Below are 16,696 nucleotides of genomic sequence, written 5' to 3' on the forward strand. Positions count from 1 at the left end.
CATGATCAACGGTGAGATCTCCCACTGGATGCGGAGCCGGGGCCTCCGCCCGGGTCGGCTCGACGCCGCCCGCCCCGCCCTGGGCGGAGAGGCGACGGCCGACGTCTGCATCGTCGGCGCGGGTTTCACGGGACTGTGGACCGCCTACCATCTCAGCGAGGCCCGCCCGGATCTCAGCATCGTCGTCCTCGAGCGCGAGACCGCGGGATACGGCGCGTCGGGGAGGAACGCGGGGTGGCTCTCCCCGCTGGTTCCCGGGAACCGGCGCACCTTCTCCCGGACCGCCGGGACGCGCGAGGCCGGACGAGCGCTGCAGCGCCGCATGCTCGAAGCGGTCGACGAGGTGCTCGAGGTGATCGCGCGGGAGGGCATCGATGCGGGGGCGATTCGCAGCGGCAACGTGGTGGTCGCCAGGAACAGGGCCGCGATGCAGCGGCTCAGGGGCCGGCTCGCGGCCGACCGGGAATGGGGATACCGCGACGACGAGGGGCAGGAGCTCTCCTCCGCCGAGGTGCAGGAGCGCATCCGGGTCTCCGGAGCCGTCGGCGGGCTCTTCTACCCGACGGTCGGCCGCCTCGATCCCGGCGGCCTGGTCCGCGGACTCGCCGACGCGGTCGAGCGCCGCGGCGTGCGGATCTTCGAGCGGACCGAGGTCACGTCGATCACCCCCGGCGCGGCGCACACGTCCCGCGGCGCCGTGCGCGCCGCGAGCGTGCTCCGGTGCACGGAGGGATACTCCGTCGAGCTCGCCCCGGATCCGCGGCGCATCATCCCGATCAACAGCTCGATCATCGTCACGGAGCCGCTGCCCGAGAGCGTGTGGTCGGAGATCGGCTGGGACCGGTTCGAGCTGTTCAGCGACGCGGCCCACGTGTTCAGCTATTCGCAGCGCACCGACGACGGCCGGATCCTCATCGGGGGGCGCGGCAACCCCTATCGCTTCGGGTCGGGGACCGGCGGAGAGGGGCGGGTCGACCGGGGCACCGTCGAATCGCTCGTCGCGCGTCTGCACACGATGTTCCCGGCCACGGAGGGGCACGGGATCGCGCACGCCTGGTCGGGGGTGCTGGGCGTGACGCGCGACTGGTGCGCCTCGGTCGTCTACGACCGGGAGCACGGGCTCGGGCACGCCCAGGGCTATGCTGGCCACGGGGTGACCTCCGCCTATCTCGCGGCGAAGAGCCTCGCCGGTGCGGTGGCCGTGCCCGGAGACGATGACCTGAGCCTGCCCTGGACCGGGCGGCAGACCCGGAACTGGGAGCCCGAGCCGATCCGGTGGTTCGGCGTGCACGCGATGTATCGCCTGTTCGCCTACGCCGATCGGATCGAGGAGCGGCGCGACGCCTCGCGCACCTCGGTGCTCGCGCGTCTGGGATCCAGGCTCGCCGGGCTGCACGAGTAGACTTGCCGCCAGGCGCGCCGCGCGCCTTCCCCGTCCGACGAGGAGTCGCCACCGTCATGACCTCCGCGCTCGCCGCAGCCCTCTCCGATCGCCTGTCCGAGGAGCGGCGGAAGATCATCCTCACCGCCGCCGCGGAGTGCATCGCCGAGCAGGGCTACGACGGCGTGCGCATGCGCGAGGTGAGCCGACGCGCGGGGGTGTCGGTCGGGCTGATCCAGCACTACTTCGACACGCGCGACGAACTGCTCGCGCAGGCCATCCGGCATCTGAGCGAAGAGCTGCTGAGCGCCTTCGCCCGGCCGAGCGCCGCACCTCGGGGAGCGTGGGAGCGGATCGAGGCACTGGTCGACCATCTCTGCTCGGTGACGGACATCCGCGAGCACAGCTTCATGTGGATCGCATTCGGAGCGGCCGTCGCCGGTCATCCCGAGCTCCGACCCCAGCTCGAGCGGGTCTACCGTTCCTGGGAGCGCATCGTGCGCGGCGCGATCGAGGACGGCGCCGCCTCGGGCGAGCTCGACCCGGTGGGCGACATCGACGACACCGTGGCGGCCTACCTGGCGTTCTTCGACGGTTACGAGTACGACATGGGCACGGGGCTCGTCGAGGCGGACGTCGCCGAACTGCGGCGACGGGCACTGCTGCTCGGGCGCGCGCTCCTGAGACCCCGGCCGATCGACGCCCCGCCGTCGTCCGCGCGGTACTAGGATGGCAGGACCATGGACGAGAACACTCCCTCCGTCGCGGAGGTCCAGGATCTGCCGGTCACGACGATCGACGGGCGGGTCACGACCTTCGGCGAGCTGACCGCCGGACGGGTCGCCCTGGTCGTCAACGTGGCCTCCCGCTGCGGGCTGGCGCCCCAGTACGAGCGGCTCGAAGCGCTTCAGCGGCGGTATGCCGACCGGGGTTTCACGGTGGTCGGCTTCCCGAGCAATCAGTTCCTGCAGGAGCTCGGATCCGAGGATCGCATCCAGGAGTACTGCTCGACGACCTGGGGCGTGACCTTCCCGATGTCGGAGCGCGTGCGGGTCAACGGCAGGGACGCCGACCCGATCTACCGCCGACTGGTGGAGGTGCCGAAGGAGAACGGCAAGCCAGGCCGCATCACCTGGAACTTCGAGAAGTTCGTCATCGCGCCGAACGGAGAGGTCCGCAGGTTCGGCCCGCGCACCGAGCCCGATGCGCCGCAGGTGATCGAGGCGATCGAGCGGGCGCTCGGCCCTCTCGAGCCGGGCCGTTGAACGGGGCATGCCGCACCCCTACTTGAGCGCCGCGCCTCGACCGCGCGTGCTCGCGCATCGCGGGCTCGTCACCGAGGACGCCGCAGCGCGGGGGATCACGGAGAACACCCGCGCCTCGTTCGCCGCGGCACGGAACGCCGGAGCCGTGTATCTCGAGTCCGACTGCCGCCTCACGCGCGACGGGGTCGTGGTGCTGTTCCACGACGCGGATCTCCGCCGGGTCGTCGGCGATCCCAGGCCGGTCTCGGCGGTCGAGCACCGCGAACTCGTCTCGCTGATGTCCGGGCGCGGCGGGCTGCTCACCCTGCAGGACGCGCTCGAGGCCTTCCCCGGATCGAGGTTCAACATCGACGTCAAGTCGCTCGCGGCCGCGGATCCGGGGGGCCGGATCATCGCGCCGCACGCCGACCGGGTCCTCGTCGCCGGCTTCTCCGACCGGGTGCGGCGCCGTGCGCTCCGCGCAGCGGCGGCCGTTCCAGGAGCCTCCCGTCCGGCGACCTCGCCCGGTCGGGGAGCGCTCGTCCGCATCCTGCTGGCGGTCGCGTCGCGCTCGCGGATCCTGCAGGCGAACGCGTTCGCCGGCGTCGACGCTCTGCAGATCCCCGAGCGGCAGGGGCGCATCCGCGTGCTTGCACCGCGACTCGTCGACGCGGCGCATCGGGCGGGCGTCGAGGTGCACGTGTGGACGGTGAACGACCCGGAGCGCATGGCCGAGCTGGTCGGCATGGGCGTCGACGGCATCGTGACGGATCGCGCGGATGCGGCGCTCGCGACCCTGCAGGAGGCCGAGAAGGGCTGAGCAGATCGACGCCCGGTCGCCCGGGGCGCCGAGCGCATGCGCACCGCGTCGACCCGTGTCCGGCTGCCCTTTACACCGAGCGGAACACCGCCACGACCTTGCCGAGCACCTCGGCGTGGTCGCCGAGGATCGGCTCGAAGGCGCTGTTGCGGGGCAGCAGCCAGGTGTGCCCGTCCCGGCGCCGGAACACCTTGACCGTCGCCTCGCCGTCGAGCATCGCGGCGACGATGTCACCGTTCTCGGCGTCGCGCTGCTGCCGGACGACGACGAAGTCGCCGTCGCAGATCGCGGCGTCGACCATCGAGTCGCCGACCACCTTCAGCATGAAGAGCTGCCCGTCGCCCACCAGTGTGCGCGGGAGCGGAACCAGCTCCTCGACCTGCTGGTCAGCGGTGATGGGCACGCCGGCGGCGATCTGTCCGACCAGGGGCACGTAGGCGGTCGCCTCGGCCTGGATCTGCGGCGCATCGGCGACCGCGCGCTCGGTGTCCGCGAGCTCGACGAGCACCTCCAGAGCGCGAGGGCGGTTCGGATCCCGACGCAGATAGCCGGCGAGCTCGAGCCTGCTCAGCTGATGCGTCACGCTCGAGAGCGAGGAGAGGCCGACCGCGTCGCCGATCTCGCGCATCGACGGCGGGTAGCCCCTGGTCTCCACCGAGCGCGAGATGAACTCGAGGATGGCCTGCTGCTTCTCGGTGGGCTTCTTCGGCGTCGACCGGGTATGCGATGCGGCCATGTCCTGCACTCCTTGCTCTTGGTCGGAACCCGCCGCGACACGTGAATGTCGGTGGTGGGTGTTTCAGTGGTCCCGATGAGCAGATCGTAACTGCTTGAAGCGGAGAGGGGCAAACATATGTTCGAGTGTTGTTCGAAAAATATTCGGGATGAATCTTCGAACTCGTGCTTGATTTTTGATAAAATCGAAGATAGATTCGATACAAGTGTTCGATACGACGGCGAGTGCCGACGGGATTCGAGAGGGAGGGTGCAACCATGAACGCATCGCGAACCAGCGCAGAACTGGCGGATACTCGTCCGGGCCGGCTCCGCTTGACGCGACGGGGCCGGGTGGTCATCGCCCTGCTGGTCGTTCTCCTGGCGGCCTCGGCGGTCGCGATTGCGGTCACGCTCGGCAGCACCCGGGCGTTCGCCTCGAACGAGGCCGAACCTCGGGAGGGCGCGAGCTACGGCTACATCGTGGTTCAGCCCGGTGCCTCCCTGTGGACCGTCGCCACCGAACTCGACAGCGCCTCGGACCCCCGTGATGTGATCGCCGAGATCGTGAGGCTGAATCAGCTTCAGGGGTCCGAGGTTCAGGCGGGCGAGGCGCTGGCGGTCCCGCTCCGTTACAGCGACGCTCCGGGCGTGGTGAGCGCGCACGAGGCCGACCTCTCGGAGACGCGGAGCTGAGGCGTGTCCCTCAGCGCTCCGCGCGCTGAGGGACGTAGGGATCGCAGGCACGCCGTAGACTGATGCAGTGACCCAGCTCAGCGACCTCCCCCTGCGCGCCAACCTGGTGGGCAAGCGTCCGTACGGCGCACCTCAGGATCCGGTACCGATCAGTCTCAACGTCAACGAGAACACGCATCCGCTTCCCGAGGACGTGGTGGCCGATATCGTGGCCTCGCTCGCCGAGGCCGTGCGCGGGGTCAACCGTTATCCGGATCGCGACTTCCGGGAGCTGCGCGAAGCCCTCGCGGGATATCTCGGACGCGGCCTCGACGACGGGCTCGATGCCGATCGGCTCTGGGCTGCCAACGGTTCGAACGAGGTGCTCCAGCAGGTTCTGCAGGCCTTCGGCGGCCCGGGTCGGAGCCTGCTGAGCTTCACCCCCACCTATTCGATGTATCCGCTGCTCGCGGACGGCACCGACACGCGGTGGGTGCCGATTCCGCGACTCGACGACTACACGCTCACTCCCGCGCACGTCGCCGACGCGCTGCGAGAGCACCGTCCCGACATCGCCATCCTCTGCGGTCCGAACAATCCGACGGGAACCGTGCTCGACACCGAGACGATCCTCGCGGCCTACGACGCCTTCGAGGGCATCCTCGTGGTCGACGAGGCCTACTTCGAGTTCGACGGCAGCCGCGCCAGCGCCGCGTCGCTGCTGCCCGGACGCCCCCGTCTGCTCGTCTCGCGCACGATGAGCAAGGCCTTCGCCTTCGCCGGTGTGCGACTCGGCTACCTCGCGGCCGACCCGGCCGTGATCGACGCGCTCCGCCTCGTCCGCCTCCCGTATCACCTCTCCGCGCTGACGCAGGCGGCCGCCATCGCCGCCATCAGGCACGCCGACGAGATGCTCGCCACGGTCACCGACATCCGCGCCCAGCGCGACCGGCTCTCCGCGGGGCTGCGCGAACTCGGCTACGAGGTGCACCCCTCGGGCGCCAACTTCCTGCTCGTCGGCGGATTCGAGAGCCCGACCGCCACCTTCGAAGCGCTGCGGGCGCACGGCATCCTCATCCGCGATCTCGGCATCCCCGGCCACCTGCGTATCACCGCGGGCACGGAGGCCGAGACCGGCACCCTTCTCGAGGCCGTTCGCGCCCTCGGCCCCGGAGGCGCCCGCGCGTGAGCGGTCCGGCTCCGTACGGTGCTGAGTTGTGCAGGGTGCGCGCGCTGCACACCCTGCACAACTCAGCACCCGCGGATCCGCAACCGCGCCGTCTGGCGCGCTGGATCGGTGCGAGGGGCCGGGCGCGAGCGGGATAGGCTGGAGGGCATGAGTGAATCCCGCACCGCGACGCTCGAGCGCAGCACGAGCGAGTCGCAGATCAGCCTGAGCGTCGACCTCGACGGCACCGGCGAGGCCGACATCGAGACCGGAGTGCCCTTCTTCGACCACATGCTCACCGCATTCGCGCGGCACTCGCTCACGGACCTGAGGATCAGCGCCCGCGGCGACACCCACATCGACATCCACCACACGGTGGAGGACACCGGCATCCTTCTCGGCCGGGCGCTGCTCGACGCCCTCGGAAACAAACACGGCATCGGCCGCTACGGCGATGCGCTCGTGCCCCTCGACGAGGCGCTCGCCCAGGCCGTCGTCGACATCTCCGGACGTCCCTACCTCGTGCACGGCGGCGAGCCCGCCGGCTTCGAATACCATCTCATCGGAGGGCACTTCACCGGCAGCATGGTGCGCCACTTCTTCGAGGCGCTCGTGCTCAACGCGAGGCTCACCGTGCACCTGCGGCTTCTCGAGGGCCGCGATCCGCACCACATCGCCGAGGCCGAGTTCAAAGCGTTCGCGCGCGCGTTCCGCCAGGCGAAGGCGCTGGATCCGCAGGTCCGAGGCGTGCCCAGCACCAAGGGCGCCCTGTGAGCCGGGACGGACGGGTCGCCGCCCTCCTCGACGGTGCCGATGGTCTCTCGGCCGACGCCAAACAGGTCGTCGTCCTCGATTACGGCTCGGGGAACGTGCACTCGGCGGTCAAGGCGCTCGAGCGGTCCGGGGCCGGGGTGACGCTCAGTCGCGATCCCGAGCTCGTCATGGCGGCCGACGGCCTGGTGGTTCCCGGCGTCGGCGCGTTCGATGCCGTCGTCACGGGGCTCACGGAGATCCGGGGGGACGAGCTGATCGACCGTCGACTCGCCGGGGGACTCCCGGTGCTCGGCATCTGCGTGGGGGAGCAGGTGATGTTCGAGCGCGGGATCGAGCGCGGGATCGAGGCTGCCGGCCTGGGGCAGTGGCCGGGCACCGTCCGCCAGCTCGAGGCCGAGCGGTTGCCGCACATGGGCTGGAACACGGTCGAGGCGGCGCCGGGATCGCGCCTCTTCGCCGGCGTCGAGCACGAGCGCTTCTACTTCGTGCACAGCTACGCGGCGACCGAGTGGACCCTGACCGGGCGCACCCCCGCATCCCAGCCGAAGGTGACCTGGGCCGAGCACGGCGAGCGCTTCATCGCCGCGGTCGAGAACGGCCCCCTGTCCGCCACGCAATTCCACCCGGAGAAGTCGGGCGAGGCCGGCATCCGGCTTCTGCGCAACTGGATCGAAAGCCTGTAGAGAGAGTGACCACGATGACCACCCTGAGCACCGGACCGAAGCTCGAGCTCCTGCCCGCCGTCGATGTCGCGGACGGCAAAGCCGTGCGGCTCACGCAGGGCGAAGCCGGTACCGAGACCAACTACGGAAGCCCCGTCGACGCGGCGCTCGACTGGATCGAGCAGGGCGCGGAATGGATCCACCTGGTCGACCTCGATGCCGCCTTCGGCCGCGGCAGCAACGCCGGCGTGCTGCGCAAGGTGGTCAAGCAGTCGAAGCGCGTGAAGATCGAGCTCTCGGGGGGCATCCGCGACGATGCCAGCCTCGAAGCCGCGCTCGAGCTCGGCGCGAAGCGCGTGAACCTCGGCACCGCCGCCCTCGAGAACCCCGAGTGGACGCGAGCCGTGATCGCCCGGTACGGCGAGCAGATCGCGGTCGGGCTCGACGTGCGCGGCGAGACGCTGGCGGCCCGCGGATGGACCCAGGAGGGCGGCAACCTCTGGGAGGTGCTCGACCGGTTGGAGACGGCTGGCTGCCCCAGGTACGTGGTCACCGACGTGACGAAGGACGGGACGCTGCGCGGGCCCAACACCGAACTGCTGAAGCAGGTGTGCGCGCGCACCGACCGTCCCGTCGTGGCCTCGGGAGGCGTATCGAGCCTGGACGACATCGCGGCGCTGCGGGAGCTCGTGCCGCACGGCGTGGAGGGGGCGATCGTCGGCAAGGCGCTCTACGCGGGAGCGTTCACCCTCCCCGCAGCCCTCGACGTGGCGGGTGCGTAGCCGGGGTCCCGTGGCTATCAAGCGCCTGCCCGCGACCGGAGACGCGCCCCGCGCGACCGGTGTGCCCGAGAGCCTCGTTCCCGGAGGGGAAACCGACTCCGCCGGCTTCCCCTGGGCCGGACGCACCTTCGAGCATCACGGTGCGGCGTTCTCCGACGATGACGGCCGTCCCTCGGAATCCTGGTGGACGGCCGTTCTCGACGTCCGCCGCGCGGCGGAGGACGGAGGCGTTGCGGGGCTCGCCGAGGCGCACGCATGCGCCATCGAAACGCTCGCGCGCGTCCGACTGCTGATCCCGCTGCTCGCCGAGGCGGGCGACTTCGAGACGGCACCCGATGGACGCACGGTCGAGAAGACGCAGGAGCTCTCGATCGTCACGGTCTCCGCGCCGGACGGCCGACGGGTGATGCCGGTGTTCAGCTCGGTCGAGACGATGCGCGCCTGGAACCCCGAGGCCCGCCCCATTCCGGTTCCGGCGCCGCAGGCCGCGGTCGCGGCGGCGCAGGAGGGAACCGACCTGATCATCGTCGATCCCGGTTCCCCGGATCACGAGTTCGGGGTGCGGCGCACTCAGCTCCGGGAGCTGGCGCTGGGCGGACGCCCCCTCCCGCCCTGGGCCGATCCGGAGGTGCGCGCGGCGTTCCGGTCAGCGCTGAGCGCCGAACCCGCGGTCCTCGCGCTCGACCTCGCCCCGGGCGACCCTCAGGCGCGACTCCTCGCTCCCGAGACCGAGGTGATCCTCCGCCTGCGGCCGGGTCTCGAACGCGACGACCTCGCACGACTGCTCGAAGAGGCTCAGCGGCGATGGGCCGCCGCCGACGTCATCGCGGAGCGGGTCGACTCGCTGCGCGTGGTCGTCCGCTAGGGCGCGCCTCCGGTGCTGGGGCACGGATCCGAGAGCATCAGAAGAGGTTGAGGAGCAGCACGTAGACGCCCGTGCCGGCGAAGATGCTCAGCAGTGCGCGGCGCCCCGCGAAGAGGTGCACCAGCACCGTGACGGCCGCCGCCGCAACGACGATCCAGGCCCGGCCCGGGCGGGCGGCGAACTCGCCGGAGAGCATCACCACCGCGAGGATCAGCAGCAGCCCGGCCGGCATCCAGCGGCCGAGCGCCTTCACGAAGCGCGAGGAGCGCAGCGGCTTCAGCAGCGCGAACGGCAGCGCGCGCAGCAGGATCGTGATGATCCCGGCGACGGCGACGGCCGCGATCATGTACCAGAGCTCAGGCATGCCCGGGATCACCCCGTCGCATCCGGTCGCCATCCGGAGCGGCGTCCGGATCCCGCTTCCAGAGGTAGCGTCCGACGAGCAGCAGCGTGAAGACGAGCAGGGCGGCGAGCACCTCGGCGCCCGGGAACGCGATCATGGCGATGGCGACCGAGAGCCCGGCCAGGACGACCGAGGGGACCTCGCGCTTCGAGCGCGCCGCGTCGAGCGTCATCACGATGAAGAGCGCCACCAGGGCGAACTCGAAGCCCTCGATCGGCTCGGGCAGGACGGAGGCGAGGATCACGCCGACGATCCCTCCCGCGACCCAGTAGGCCTGCATGAGGAACTGGCCGGTCAGCATGCGCGCCGAGGAGAGCTTCTCCGGCGGCAGGAGCACGTAGGTGGCGTAGGCCTCGTCGATCATCGCGTAGACGGAGTAGGCGCGTCCGAGGCCGGGTCTCACGGCCTGGATGGGGAACGACAGCGGGTAGAAGACGTGGCGGAAATTGATCGCGAACACCGTCACCGCGATGGTGACGAGGGGGGTCGACGCCGCGATCATGCTCACCAGCAGCAGTTCGACCGAGCCGGCGAACACGCCGATCGACAGGGCCGGCGCCAGCCACCAGGGCAGTCCCGCCTGGATCACGAGCACGCCGAGGGCGATCCCGAGCGGGAAGATGCCGAGGCCGACGCCCAGCGAGTCGGCGACGCCGGCACGGATGCTCCCGATCACACCGCCGATCCGGTGCACTTCTCGCCCGCACCCAGGCGCTCAGGGCAACGCATCGCGTTGCGCGCCGTATGTGCCGCGGTCGGTCCCGGCCGCGGGTCGGTGCCGACCCCGCCGAGCATCAGACCACCGATCCGGTGTACTTCTCGCCCGGCCCCTTCCCCGGGGGGTCGGGGATCGCCGATGCCTCGCGGAACGCCAGCTGCACCGAGCGGAGGCCGTCGCGGAGCGGGCGGGCATGCGAGTCGCTGATCTCGGGCGCTCCGGCTGAGATCAGCCCGGCGAGGGCGTTGATCAGCTTGCGGGCCTCATCGAGATCGGTCTGCGTTTCGGGGTCGTCGGCGAGACCGCACTTCACGGCCGCCGCGCTGAGCAGGTTCACCGCTGCGGCGGTGATGACCTCCACCGCCGGGACCTCGGCGATGTCCCTGGCGGCCTGAGCGGCCGGCTCCTCGTTCTCGGCGATCGCCCGCGGATTCTCTTGCACGTCGTTCAGTCTACCCGACCCCGGAGACGGAGGCTTTACTCTTCGCCGCTGCTCTGCTAATCTCTATGAGGTTCGCTGCATTCCGCCGCGAACCCGTAAGTGGAGATACTCCCACCCGTCGCCGATACACAGGCTACCGGGTTGTTGACACCCCGTCGGTCAGGGCAGGATCGGAGCTGAGGCTCCGGGCGAGCGTTGACCGGCAGCAGGAAAAGGGTGTGGGACCGTGCGTGCGCGTTCCTCCTATCTCCGCCCAGCGTGTGACCCGCAAGGGTCGAGCCGATGCAGCGAGATGTGAGGAGCAGGCGATCAGCGATCCCCGTACGAATGACAGAATCCGCGCCCCCAAGGTGCGACTTGTGGGCCCCGGCGGCGAACAGGTCGGGGTGGTGCCGATCGACAAGGCGTTGCGTCTCGCGGCCGATGCCGACCTCGATCTGGTCGAGGTCGCCCCGAACTCCGACCCGCCCGTCGCGAAGATCATGGATTTCGGCAAGTTCAAGTACGAGGCTGACCAGAAGGCAAAGGAAGCTCGCCGCAATCAGGCGAACACCGTCCTCAAAGAGGTGCGGTTCCGCCTGAAGATCGACACGCACGACTACGAGACCAAGACCAAGCGCGCCATCGGGTTCCTCTCCCAGGGCGACAAGGTGAAGGCCATGATCCAGTTCCGGGGTCGCGAGCAGTCTCGTCCCGAACTGGGGGTGCGCCTGCTCCAGAAGTTCTCCGAGGACATCGTCGAGTTCGGCACTGTCGAGAGCAACCCGCGGATCGATGGGCGCAACATGGTGATGGTGGTCGCCCCGCTGAAGAACAAGAGCGAGGCGAAGGCGGAGCAGAACGCTCGGCGCGCCGAGGAGAAGGCCAGCCGCAAGGCCGAGAAAGCCGACGCGGCCGACGAGCAGTAGGCCGACGGAGACCAGCGGCCGCACGGCCGTGACACATGTGATCGCGCGGTGCGCCGCACAGCAAGGAGAGAATGATGCCCAAGCAGAAGACCCATTCGGGCGCCAAGAAGCGCTTCAAGGTGACCGGAACCGGCAAGCTGGTGAAGCAGCAGGCCGGAATGCGCCACAACCTCGAGGTGAAGGCCTCCAAGCGGAAGCGCCGCCTGAACGCCGATCAGGTGCTCTCGGCGGCAGACACGAAGCAGGCCAAGCGGCTGCTCGTCCGTTAAGCGCAGAAGACGAAGACCCGGTAAGGAAGAACTGAAATGGCTAGAGTCAAGCGGGCCGTCAACGCCCACAAGAAGCGTCGCGTCGTCCTCGAGCGCGCCGAGGGATACCGCGGACAGCGTTCGCGTCTGTACCGCAAGGCGAAGGAGCAGGTCACCCACTCGCTCGTCTACTCGTTCAACGACCGCCGCAAGCGCAAGGGCGATTTCCGACGGCTGTGGATCCAGCGCATCAACGCCGGAGCCCGTGCCAACGGCCTCACCTACAATCGCTTCATCCAGGGCCTCGGCCTGGCGGGCGTCGAGGTCGATCGACGGATCCTCTCGGAGCTGGCCACCAACGAGCCGGCCGCGTTCGCCGCCCTCGTCGAGGTCGCGAAGCAGGCGCTTCCCGAAGACGTCAACGCTGCGAAGGACGCCGCCTGATCGGCGCCCCGACCATCACCACGAGCCCCCCGCCGCGCGTTCCGCGGCGGGGGGCTCGCGTCTGCGCCCGCGGGGCTCGCCTCGGCGCGGTCCGCGTGCCCTAGGCTGAGACGATGACCGGCGAGATCCTCGAGAATCCCAGGAGTCCTCGGGTGCGGCGCGTGGCCGCGCTCGCCCGGAAGAAGGAGCGGCAGCAGAGCGGTCGTTTCCTGGTGGAGGGGCCGCAGGCCGTGCGGGAGCTGCTGCAGCACCGGTCCGGTCGGGCGGAGACCGTCTACGCGACGATGGGCACCGAGGCCTGGCAGTACGAGCTGGATCGTCTGGCCTCCGAGGAGGGCGTGCCGATCGAGCGGGTGACCGATGCGGTGCTCGCCGCCATGGCGGAGACCGTCCAGCCTCAGGGCGTCCTGGCGGTGGCGCGGGTCGAGGACGAGCCGGTCGAGGATGCGGTCCGCGGCGTCGGTCTGGTCGCGATCCTCCACGAGGTGCGGGATCCGGGGAACGCCGGGGCGGTGCTGCGCGCGGCCGACGCCGCCGGGGCCGGGGCGGTGGTGTTCGCGGGTGACAGCGTCGACCCCTGGCACCCCAAGGTGGTGCGCGCGACGACCGGCTCGCTCTTCCATCTGCCCATCGCGGTGACGCCGACGCTCGGCGAGGCGGTCGCGGCCGCACGGGCCGGCGGCCTCTCCGTGATCGCGGCCGACGTGCACGGGGAGGACCTCCACCCGAGGTCGGAGGCGCTCCGGGACCCGATCGCCTGGGTGTTCGGCAACGAGGCGCGGGGTCTGAGCGTCGCGGAGCGCGCGCTCGCCGACCGCTCGCTCCGGCTGCCCATCTACGGCGAGGCCGAATCGTTGAATCTCGCCGCGGCGGCCGCGGTGTGCCTCTACACGACCGCCTTCGCCCAGCGCCTCACGCGCCGGGAATGACCCGTATCCCGCGGAAACGCGCGGGACGGGCCCGGTCATCGGAGGCGGTTCCGATCCAGCCGAGCTCTGCATCTGATACATACAGAGTATGGTGAAGATTTCGGAACATATTGTTTCCGCAACATATCGCGTAGTGAACTCGGCTTGACTCGGCTCCGGAAGCGAGATTACTCTGCAATTGTCCGAATCGGACAACTCAGTGGAGAGTGAAGAGGAAAATATGAGTCGACGAAGACTATTCGCGGGGCTCAGCGGGGTGGCGATCGCCGCGCTGACTCTGACCGCGATCGGCCCGGCGGCCCTGGCCGACGAAGGTCGCGGACCGGGCACAGAGAATCGGCCGTCCGCGCCGTACACGGCCAAGATTCAGAGCGGGGGAGCGCCCTCGCTCGCGGCGGCCGAGGAGGGTGAGAGCGACAAGCTCAGCCTGCCGACGTCGTACCCGCATCAGCCTCGGCTGAACTTCTATCGGGACAATCCGACGGGCCCGAACGGCGAGGCGGACTTCAACACGAACGTCCCCGAGCTGGTCAGCCACCCCGATATCGCGCCGGCCCTGACCGATCTGATGGAGCGCAGCAACCGCGTGTCCACCCAGGTGATCGGGCAGTCGACGCAGGGGCGCGATCTCTACCTCGTCACGGTGACCGCCCCGGAGACGGAGACGTTCACGGCTCAGCAGACCGCCTGGCGCGACAAGATCCGGAACAACCCGGTCGCGGCCAAGAGCGATGCGGCACTGCTCTCCGGCTACAAGACCCCGATCTGGATCAGCAACAACATCCACGGCAACGAGTGGGAGGGCACCGACGCCGCGCTGCAGTACATCGAGTACCTCGCCACCGCGCCCATGAGCGAGGTCGGATCCATCCTGCGCAACAACCGGATCTACTTCTCGCCGTCGCTGAACCCGGACGGTCGCACCAACGCGACCCGGGCGACGGCGCTGGGGCTCGACCCGAACCGCGACATGATCACCCTGACGACACCGGAGACGGCGTCCTTCGTGCAGACCGCCGACGCCGTCCAGGCGATCTACAACGCCGACTTCCACGGGTATACGAGCGTGCTGCAGATGGAGCCGACGGGTCCGCCCCACGGTTCGAACTACGAGTACGATTTGTACATTCCGCACAACTACGCCCTCGCCCTGGCGGTCGAGAAGCACGTCACGGGCAAGCAGATCCCGGGCAACACCTATCTGAGCGCTCCGAAGGCCACGGGAACCGGTTCGATCGTCAACACGCCGACGGACTACATCAAGATCCCGTACCGCGACACCCCATCCGGCTGGGACGACTTCCCGCCGATCTTCACGGCGCAGTACGCGGCCTTCTACGGCGCGATCACCGCGACGGTGGAGATCCCGTGGAGCCGCAACCGCAACGCCGGCAACACCGGCAGCGGAGGCGTGCTGATCAGCGCCGATCGCGCCAAGATCAACACCGAGGTCTCCTACGAGACGATGGTCGCGATCGTGGACTACCTCAACAGGCCGGCAGTCGCCAAGGACCTGCTGCTGAACCAGATCGAGACCTTCCGCCGCGGCGTGGAGGGCGAGCCGAAGGTCGCGCTGACCACCGGCAACATCGCAGATGTGCCGGGCCCGGATCAGTGGAAGGCCGAGTGGGACAGCACCGACGACCAGGAGGCGATCACTCTTCCGCGCGCCTACGTCATTCCCGTGGGCGACGACCAGCGCTCGGCGAGCGATGCCAATCGACTCGTGCAGCGACTGATCGACGTCGGCCTCGAGGTCGGAACGCTCGACGCGGATACGACCGTGGGGGGCACGACCTATCCCAAGGGCTCCTATGTGGTCGACATGCACCAGCCGCTGCGCGGTCTCGCCAACGCCCTGCTCGATCTGGGCGAGGACATCTCGCAGAAGCTGCCGTCGATGTACGACATCTCGGCGTGGAGCCTCGGCTACATCTGGGGCGCCGACGTCGACAAGGTCGGGCTGGTGACGGATCCCGCGATCGGCTCCGCCACCCGGATCGACGCGGTGAACCCGAACCACTCGGCACCGTCGACCGGCGGCTACTCGACCTTCGAGCTCGCCGGCGTCGCCGACTACCAGGCGGTGAACGAGCTGCTCGATCAGGGCGTCGCGGTCACGATGATCGAGGACGGATCCGTGGTGGTCGCCGACTCGGATGCCCAGGCGGTCGCCGCGGTGGCTGCCGAGTTCGACATCGCCGTGGAGCAGGCGGGATCCGAGGATCTCGCGGCGCTGAGCAAGCCGAGCGCCAAGGGCCTGTCGGATCTCAAGGTCGCCTACGTGGGCAACCAGGACGATCGGCTCTCGCTCACGGAACTCGGCTTCGACGATCTGGTGCAGATCACCGCCGCCGGCGTGAACAGCAACCCCGCGGTCCTCGACGACGTCGATGTGATCTGGGTGGGCGCCGCCTTCACCTTCTCGGGAGCGCAGGCGACCGGGCGGGCGGCGGTGCAGAGCTGGCTCGACGAGGGCGGCTCCATCGTCGGTCGCACGGCGTCGGCGTACACCGCGGCCAACGCGTTCGGCCTGCTCTCTGCGACCGCCGTCGCCGGCAACGGCTCCGGCAACGGCATCGTCGCGGTCGACACGCCGGAGGGGTCGGTGCTCGAGCCCTACAAGCAGGACACGTCGTTCGTGTATCCCGCGGTCTCGTTCACCAATCTCGGCGAGGGAACCAAGGCGGAGCAGAGCTACGGCGCGGGGAATCCGCTCCTCGCCGGTCACTGGCGCTCCACCAACGCGACCAACGGTCCCGAGGTCGCTGCGGGTAACGCCTCGGTGATCTCCGGCGAGGCGGCCTCGGGCGCCAAAGCGCTGGTCTTCGGCACGTCGGTGTTCTTCCGGACCCACCCGAAGGGCGGCCTGAGCCAGGCTGCGCGCGGCCTGTTCTGGGCCGCACCGGAGGGGGAGAAGGTCATCCCGCCGACGCGTATCGCGGTGACGCCGACGAAGTCCACGACGCGGTACGGCCAGCCGAACGCGGTCGCCGTCTCGGTCAGCAGCGCGGGTGAGCCCGTCGCGGGCCAGGTGGAGGTGCGGTTCGGCGGAAAGGTCGTCGGCACGCCGACGCTGTCGGAGGGCAAGGCCTCGGTCCCGCTCCCCGCCGCGCAGAAGCCGGGCACGTACGCCCTGACCGTGAAGTATCAGGGCTCCGACACCGTGAAGGCGGCTGAGGCCACCCGGTCGCTGAAGGTGCTGAAGGCCAAGCCGGCCGTGAGCATCAAGCTGGCGAAGTCGAAGATCTCGACGAAGCAGCGCGGCAAGGTCACCGTCACGGCGAAGCTGCCCGGTGCGTCGCAGGTCTCCGCCACCGGCAAGGTGCGGGTCAAGGTCAGCGGCAAGTCGGTCAGGACCGTGACGCTCTCCTCCGCGAAGAAGGGCAAGATCACGGTGACCCTGCCGAAGCTGAAGAAGGGCACGCGCACGGTTCAGGTCGAGCTCCTGAGCAACTCCCTCCAGGAGCGCGCGGTCTCGAAGGGGGTGAAGCTGCGGGTGGGCTGATCATCGCCCGG

At 69.7% G+C, this 16,696-nt stretch carries 19 protein-coding genes; 15 read left to right on the forward strand and 4 right to left on the reverse strand.

All coding sequences use genetic code 11. From position 1 onward, the window contains the following. The first annotated feature begins 1 nt into the window (after position 1). From J4H92_RS03305 to J4H92_RS03320, 4 genes are read left to right on the forward strand one after another with little or no spacing between them, the layout of a single operon-like run. Positions 2-1,402: an NAD(P)/FAD-dependent oxidoreductase gene (locus J4H92_RS03305; RefSeq protein WP_243751926.1), complete on the forward strand. Its 1,401-nt coding sequence runs from the start codon at positions 2-4 to the stop codon at positions 1,400-1,402. Positions 1,403-1,458: 56 nt separating this feature from the next. After that, positions 1,459-2,109, forward strand: a complete 651-nt coding sequence (locus tag J4H92_RS03310) for a TetR/AcrR family transcriptional regulator (protein ID WP_208095946.1) — start codon at positions 1,459-1,461, stop codon at positions 2,107-2,109. A gap of 12 nt (positions 2,110-2,121) precedes the next feature. Then, the gene (locus J4H92_RS03315; RefSeq protein ID WP_208095948.1) at positions 2,122-2,646 is read left to right on the forward strand and encodes a glutathione peroxidase; all 525 of its coding nucleotides are present in this window, start codon (positions 2,122-2,124) and stop codon (positions 2,644-2,646) included. 7 nt (positions 2,647-2,653) lie between these two features. Beyond that, positions 2,654-3,445: a glycerophosphodiester phosphodiesterase family protein gene (locus tag J4H92_RS03320; RefSeq protein ID WP_208095952.1), complete on the forward strand. Its 792-nt coding sequence runs from the start codon at positions 2,654-2,656 to the stop codon at positions 3,443-3,445. A gap of 70 nt (positions 3,446-3,515) precedes the next feature. Here the strand turns inward: J4H92_RS03320 and lexA are convergent, their stop codons facing one another. After that, positions 3,516-4,181 (reverse strand): transcriptional repressor LexA, encoded by a 666-nt coding sequence (gene lexA, locus J4H92_RS03325; RefSeq protein ID WP_208095955.1) that lies wholly within the window; start codon positions 4,179-4,181, stop codon positions 3,516-3,518. 257 nt (positions 4,182-4,438) lie between these two features. On the opposite strand from lexA, the gene J4H92_RS03330 reads away from it, so the two are divergent. From J4H92_RS03330 to J4H92_RS03355, 6 genes are all read left to right on the forward strand, one after another. After that, a complete protein-coding gene (locus J4H92_RS03330; protein ID WP_208095958.1) occupies positions 4,439-4,855 on the forward strand; it encodes a hypothetical protein in 417 nt (138 codons plus the stop codon). A gap of 67 nt (positions 4,856-4,922) precedes the next feature. Continuing rightward, on the forward strand, positions 4,923-6,023 hold the full coding sequence (locus tag J4H92_RS03335; RefSeq protein WP_208095960.1) for a histidinol-phosphate transaminase: 1,101 nt from the start codon (positions 4,923-4,925) through the stop codon (positions 6,021-6,023). Between the two features lie 147 nt (positions 6,024-6,170). Then, complete coding sequence (gene hisB, locus J4H92_RS03340) at positions 6,171-6,776, forward strand: imidazoleglycerol-phosphate dehydratase HisB (protein WP_208095962.1); 606 nt, start codon at positions 6,171-6,173, stop codon at positions 6,774-6,776. Next, positions 6,773-7,459, forward strand: coding sequence for an imidazole glycerol phosphate synthase subunit HisH (hisH, locus tag J4H92_RS03345; RefSeq protein WP_208095965.1), 687 nt, complete (start codon positions 6,773-6,775; stop codon positions 7,457-7,459). Before hisB ends, hisH begins: the two co-directional genes overlap by 4 nt. A 14-nt stretch (positions 7,460-7,473) precedes the next feature. Beyond that, a complete protein-coding gene (gene priA / locus J4H92_RS03350) occupies positions 7,474-8,220 on the forward strand; it encodes a bifunctional 1-(5-phosphoribosyl)-5-((5-phosphoribosylamino)methylideneamino)imidazole-4-carboxamide isomerase/phosphoribosylanthranilate isomerase PriA (RefSeq protein WP_208095968.1) in 747 nt (248 codons plus the stop codon). 10 nt (positions 8,221-8,230) lie between these two features. Further along, positions 8,231-9,085, forward strand: a complete 855-nt coding sequence (locus tag J4H92_RS03355) for an SseB family protein (RefSeq protein WP_208095970.1) — start codon at positions 8,231-8,233, stop codon at positions 9,083-9,085. Positions 9,086-9,122: 37 nt separating this feature from the next. On the opposite strand, the gene J4H92_RS03360 is transcribed toward J4H92_RS03355, so the two are convergent. From J4H92_RS03360 to J4H92_RS03370, 3 genes are all read right to left on the reverse strand, one after another. Next, a complete protein-coding gene (locus J4H92_RS03360; protein ID WP_208095974.1) occupies positions 9,123-9,449 on the reverse strand; it encodes a branched-chain amino acid transporter permease in 327 nt (108 codons plus the stop codon). Further along, the gene (locus tag J4H92_RS03365; protein WP_341782980.1) at positions 9,442-10,164 is read right to left on the reverse strand and encodes an AzlC family ABC transporter permease; all 723 of its coding nucleotides are present in this window, start codon (positions 10,162-10,164) and stop codon (positions 9,442-9,444) included. Before J4H92_RS03365 ends, J4H92_RS03360 begins: the two co-directional genes overlap by 8 nt. 118 nt (positions 10,165-10,282) lie before the next feature. After that, positions 10,283-10,648, reverse strand: a complete 366-nt coding sequence (locus tag J4H92_RS03370) for a DUF1844 domain-containing protein (protein WP_208095977.1) — start codon at positions 10,646-10,648, stop codon at positions 10,283-10,285. A 350-nt stretch (positions 10,649-10,998) separates the two neighbouring features. Here J4H92_RS03370 and infC point away from each other — a divergent pair, with 350 nt between their 5' ends. The 5 genes from infC (at position 10,999) to J4H92_RS03395 (ending at position 16,685) form a co-directional block, all read left to right on the forward strand. Continuing rightward, positions 10,999-11,556 carry a translation initiation factor IF-3 gene (infC, locus tag J4H92_RS03375; RefSeq protein WP_424960859.1) on the forward strand — a complete coding sequence of 186 codons (558 nt, stop codon included), beginning with the start codon at positions 10,999-11,001 and terminating at the stop codon, positions 11,554-11,556. A gap of 74 nt (positions 11,557-11,630) precedes the next feature. Further along, entirely contained in the window at positions 11,631-11,825 is a 195-nt protein-coding gene (gene rpmI / locus J4H92_RS03380) for a 50S ribosomal protein L35 (RefSeq protein ID WP_208095979.1), read from the forward strand. 36 nt (positions 11,826-11,861) lie between these two features. Next, positions 11,862-12,248, forward strand: coding sequence for a 50S ribosomal protein L20 (gene rplT / locus J4H92_RS03385; RefSeq protein WP_208095982.1), 387 nt, complete (start codon positions 11,862-11,864; stop codon positions 12,246-12,248). A 113-nt stretch (positions 12,249-12,361) separates the two neighbouring features. Next, positions 12,362-13,177: a TrmH family RNA methyltransferase gene (locus tag J4H92_RS03390; protein ID WP_208095985.1), complete on the forward strand. Its 816-nt coding sequence runs from the start codon at positions 12,362-12,364 to the stop codon at positions 13,175-13,177. A 220-nt stretch (positions 13,178-13,397) separates the two neighbouring features. Then, positions 13,398-16,685 carry a M14 family metallopeptidase gene (locus J4H92_RS03395; protein WP_208095988.1) on the forward strand — a complete coding sequence of 1,096 codons (3,288 nt, stop codon included), beginning with the start codon at positions 13,398-13,400 and terminating at the stop codon, positions 16,683-16,685. Positions 16,686-16,696: the final 11 nt, after the last annotated feature.

This window comes from Leucobacter weissii (assembly GCF_017565745.1).
Lineage (GTDB): Bacteria > Actinomycetota > Actinomycetes > Actinomycetales > Microbacteriaceae > Leucobacter > Leucobacter weissii.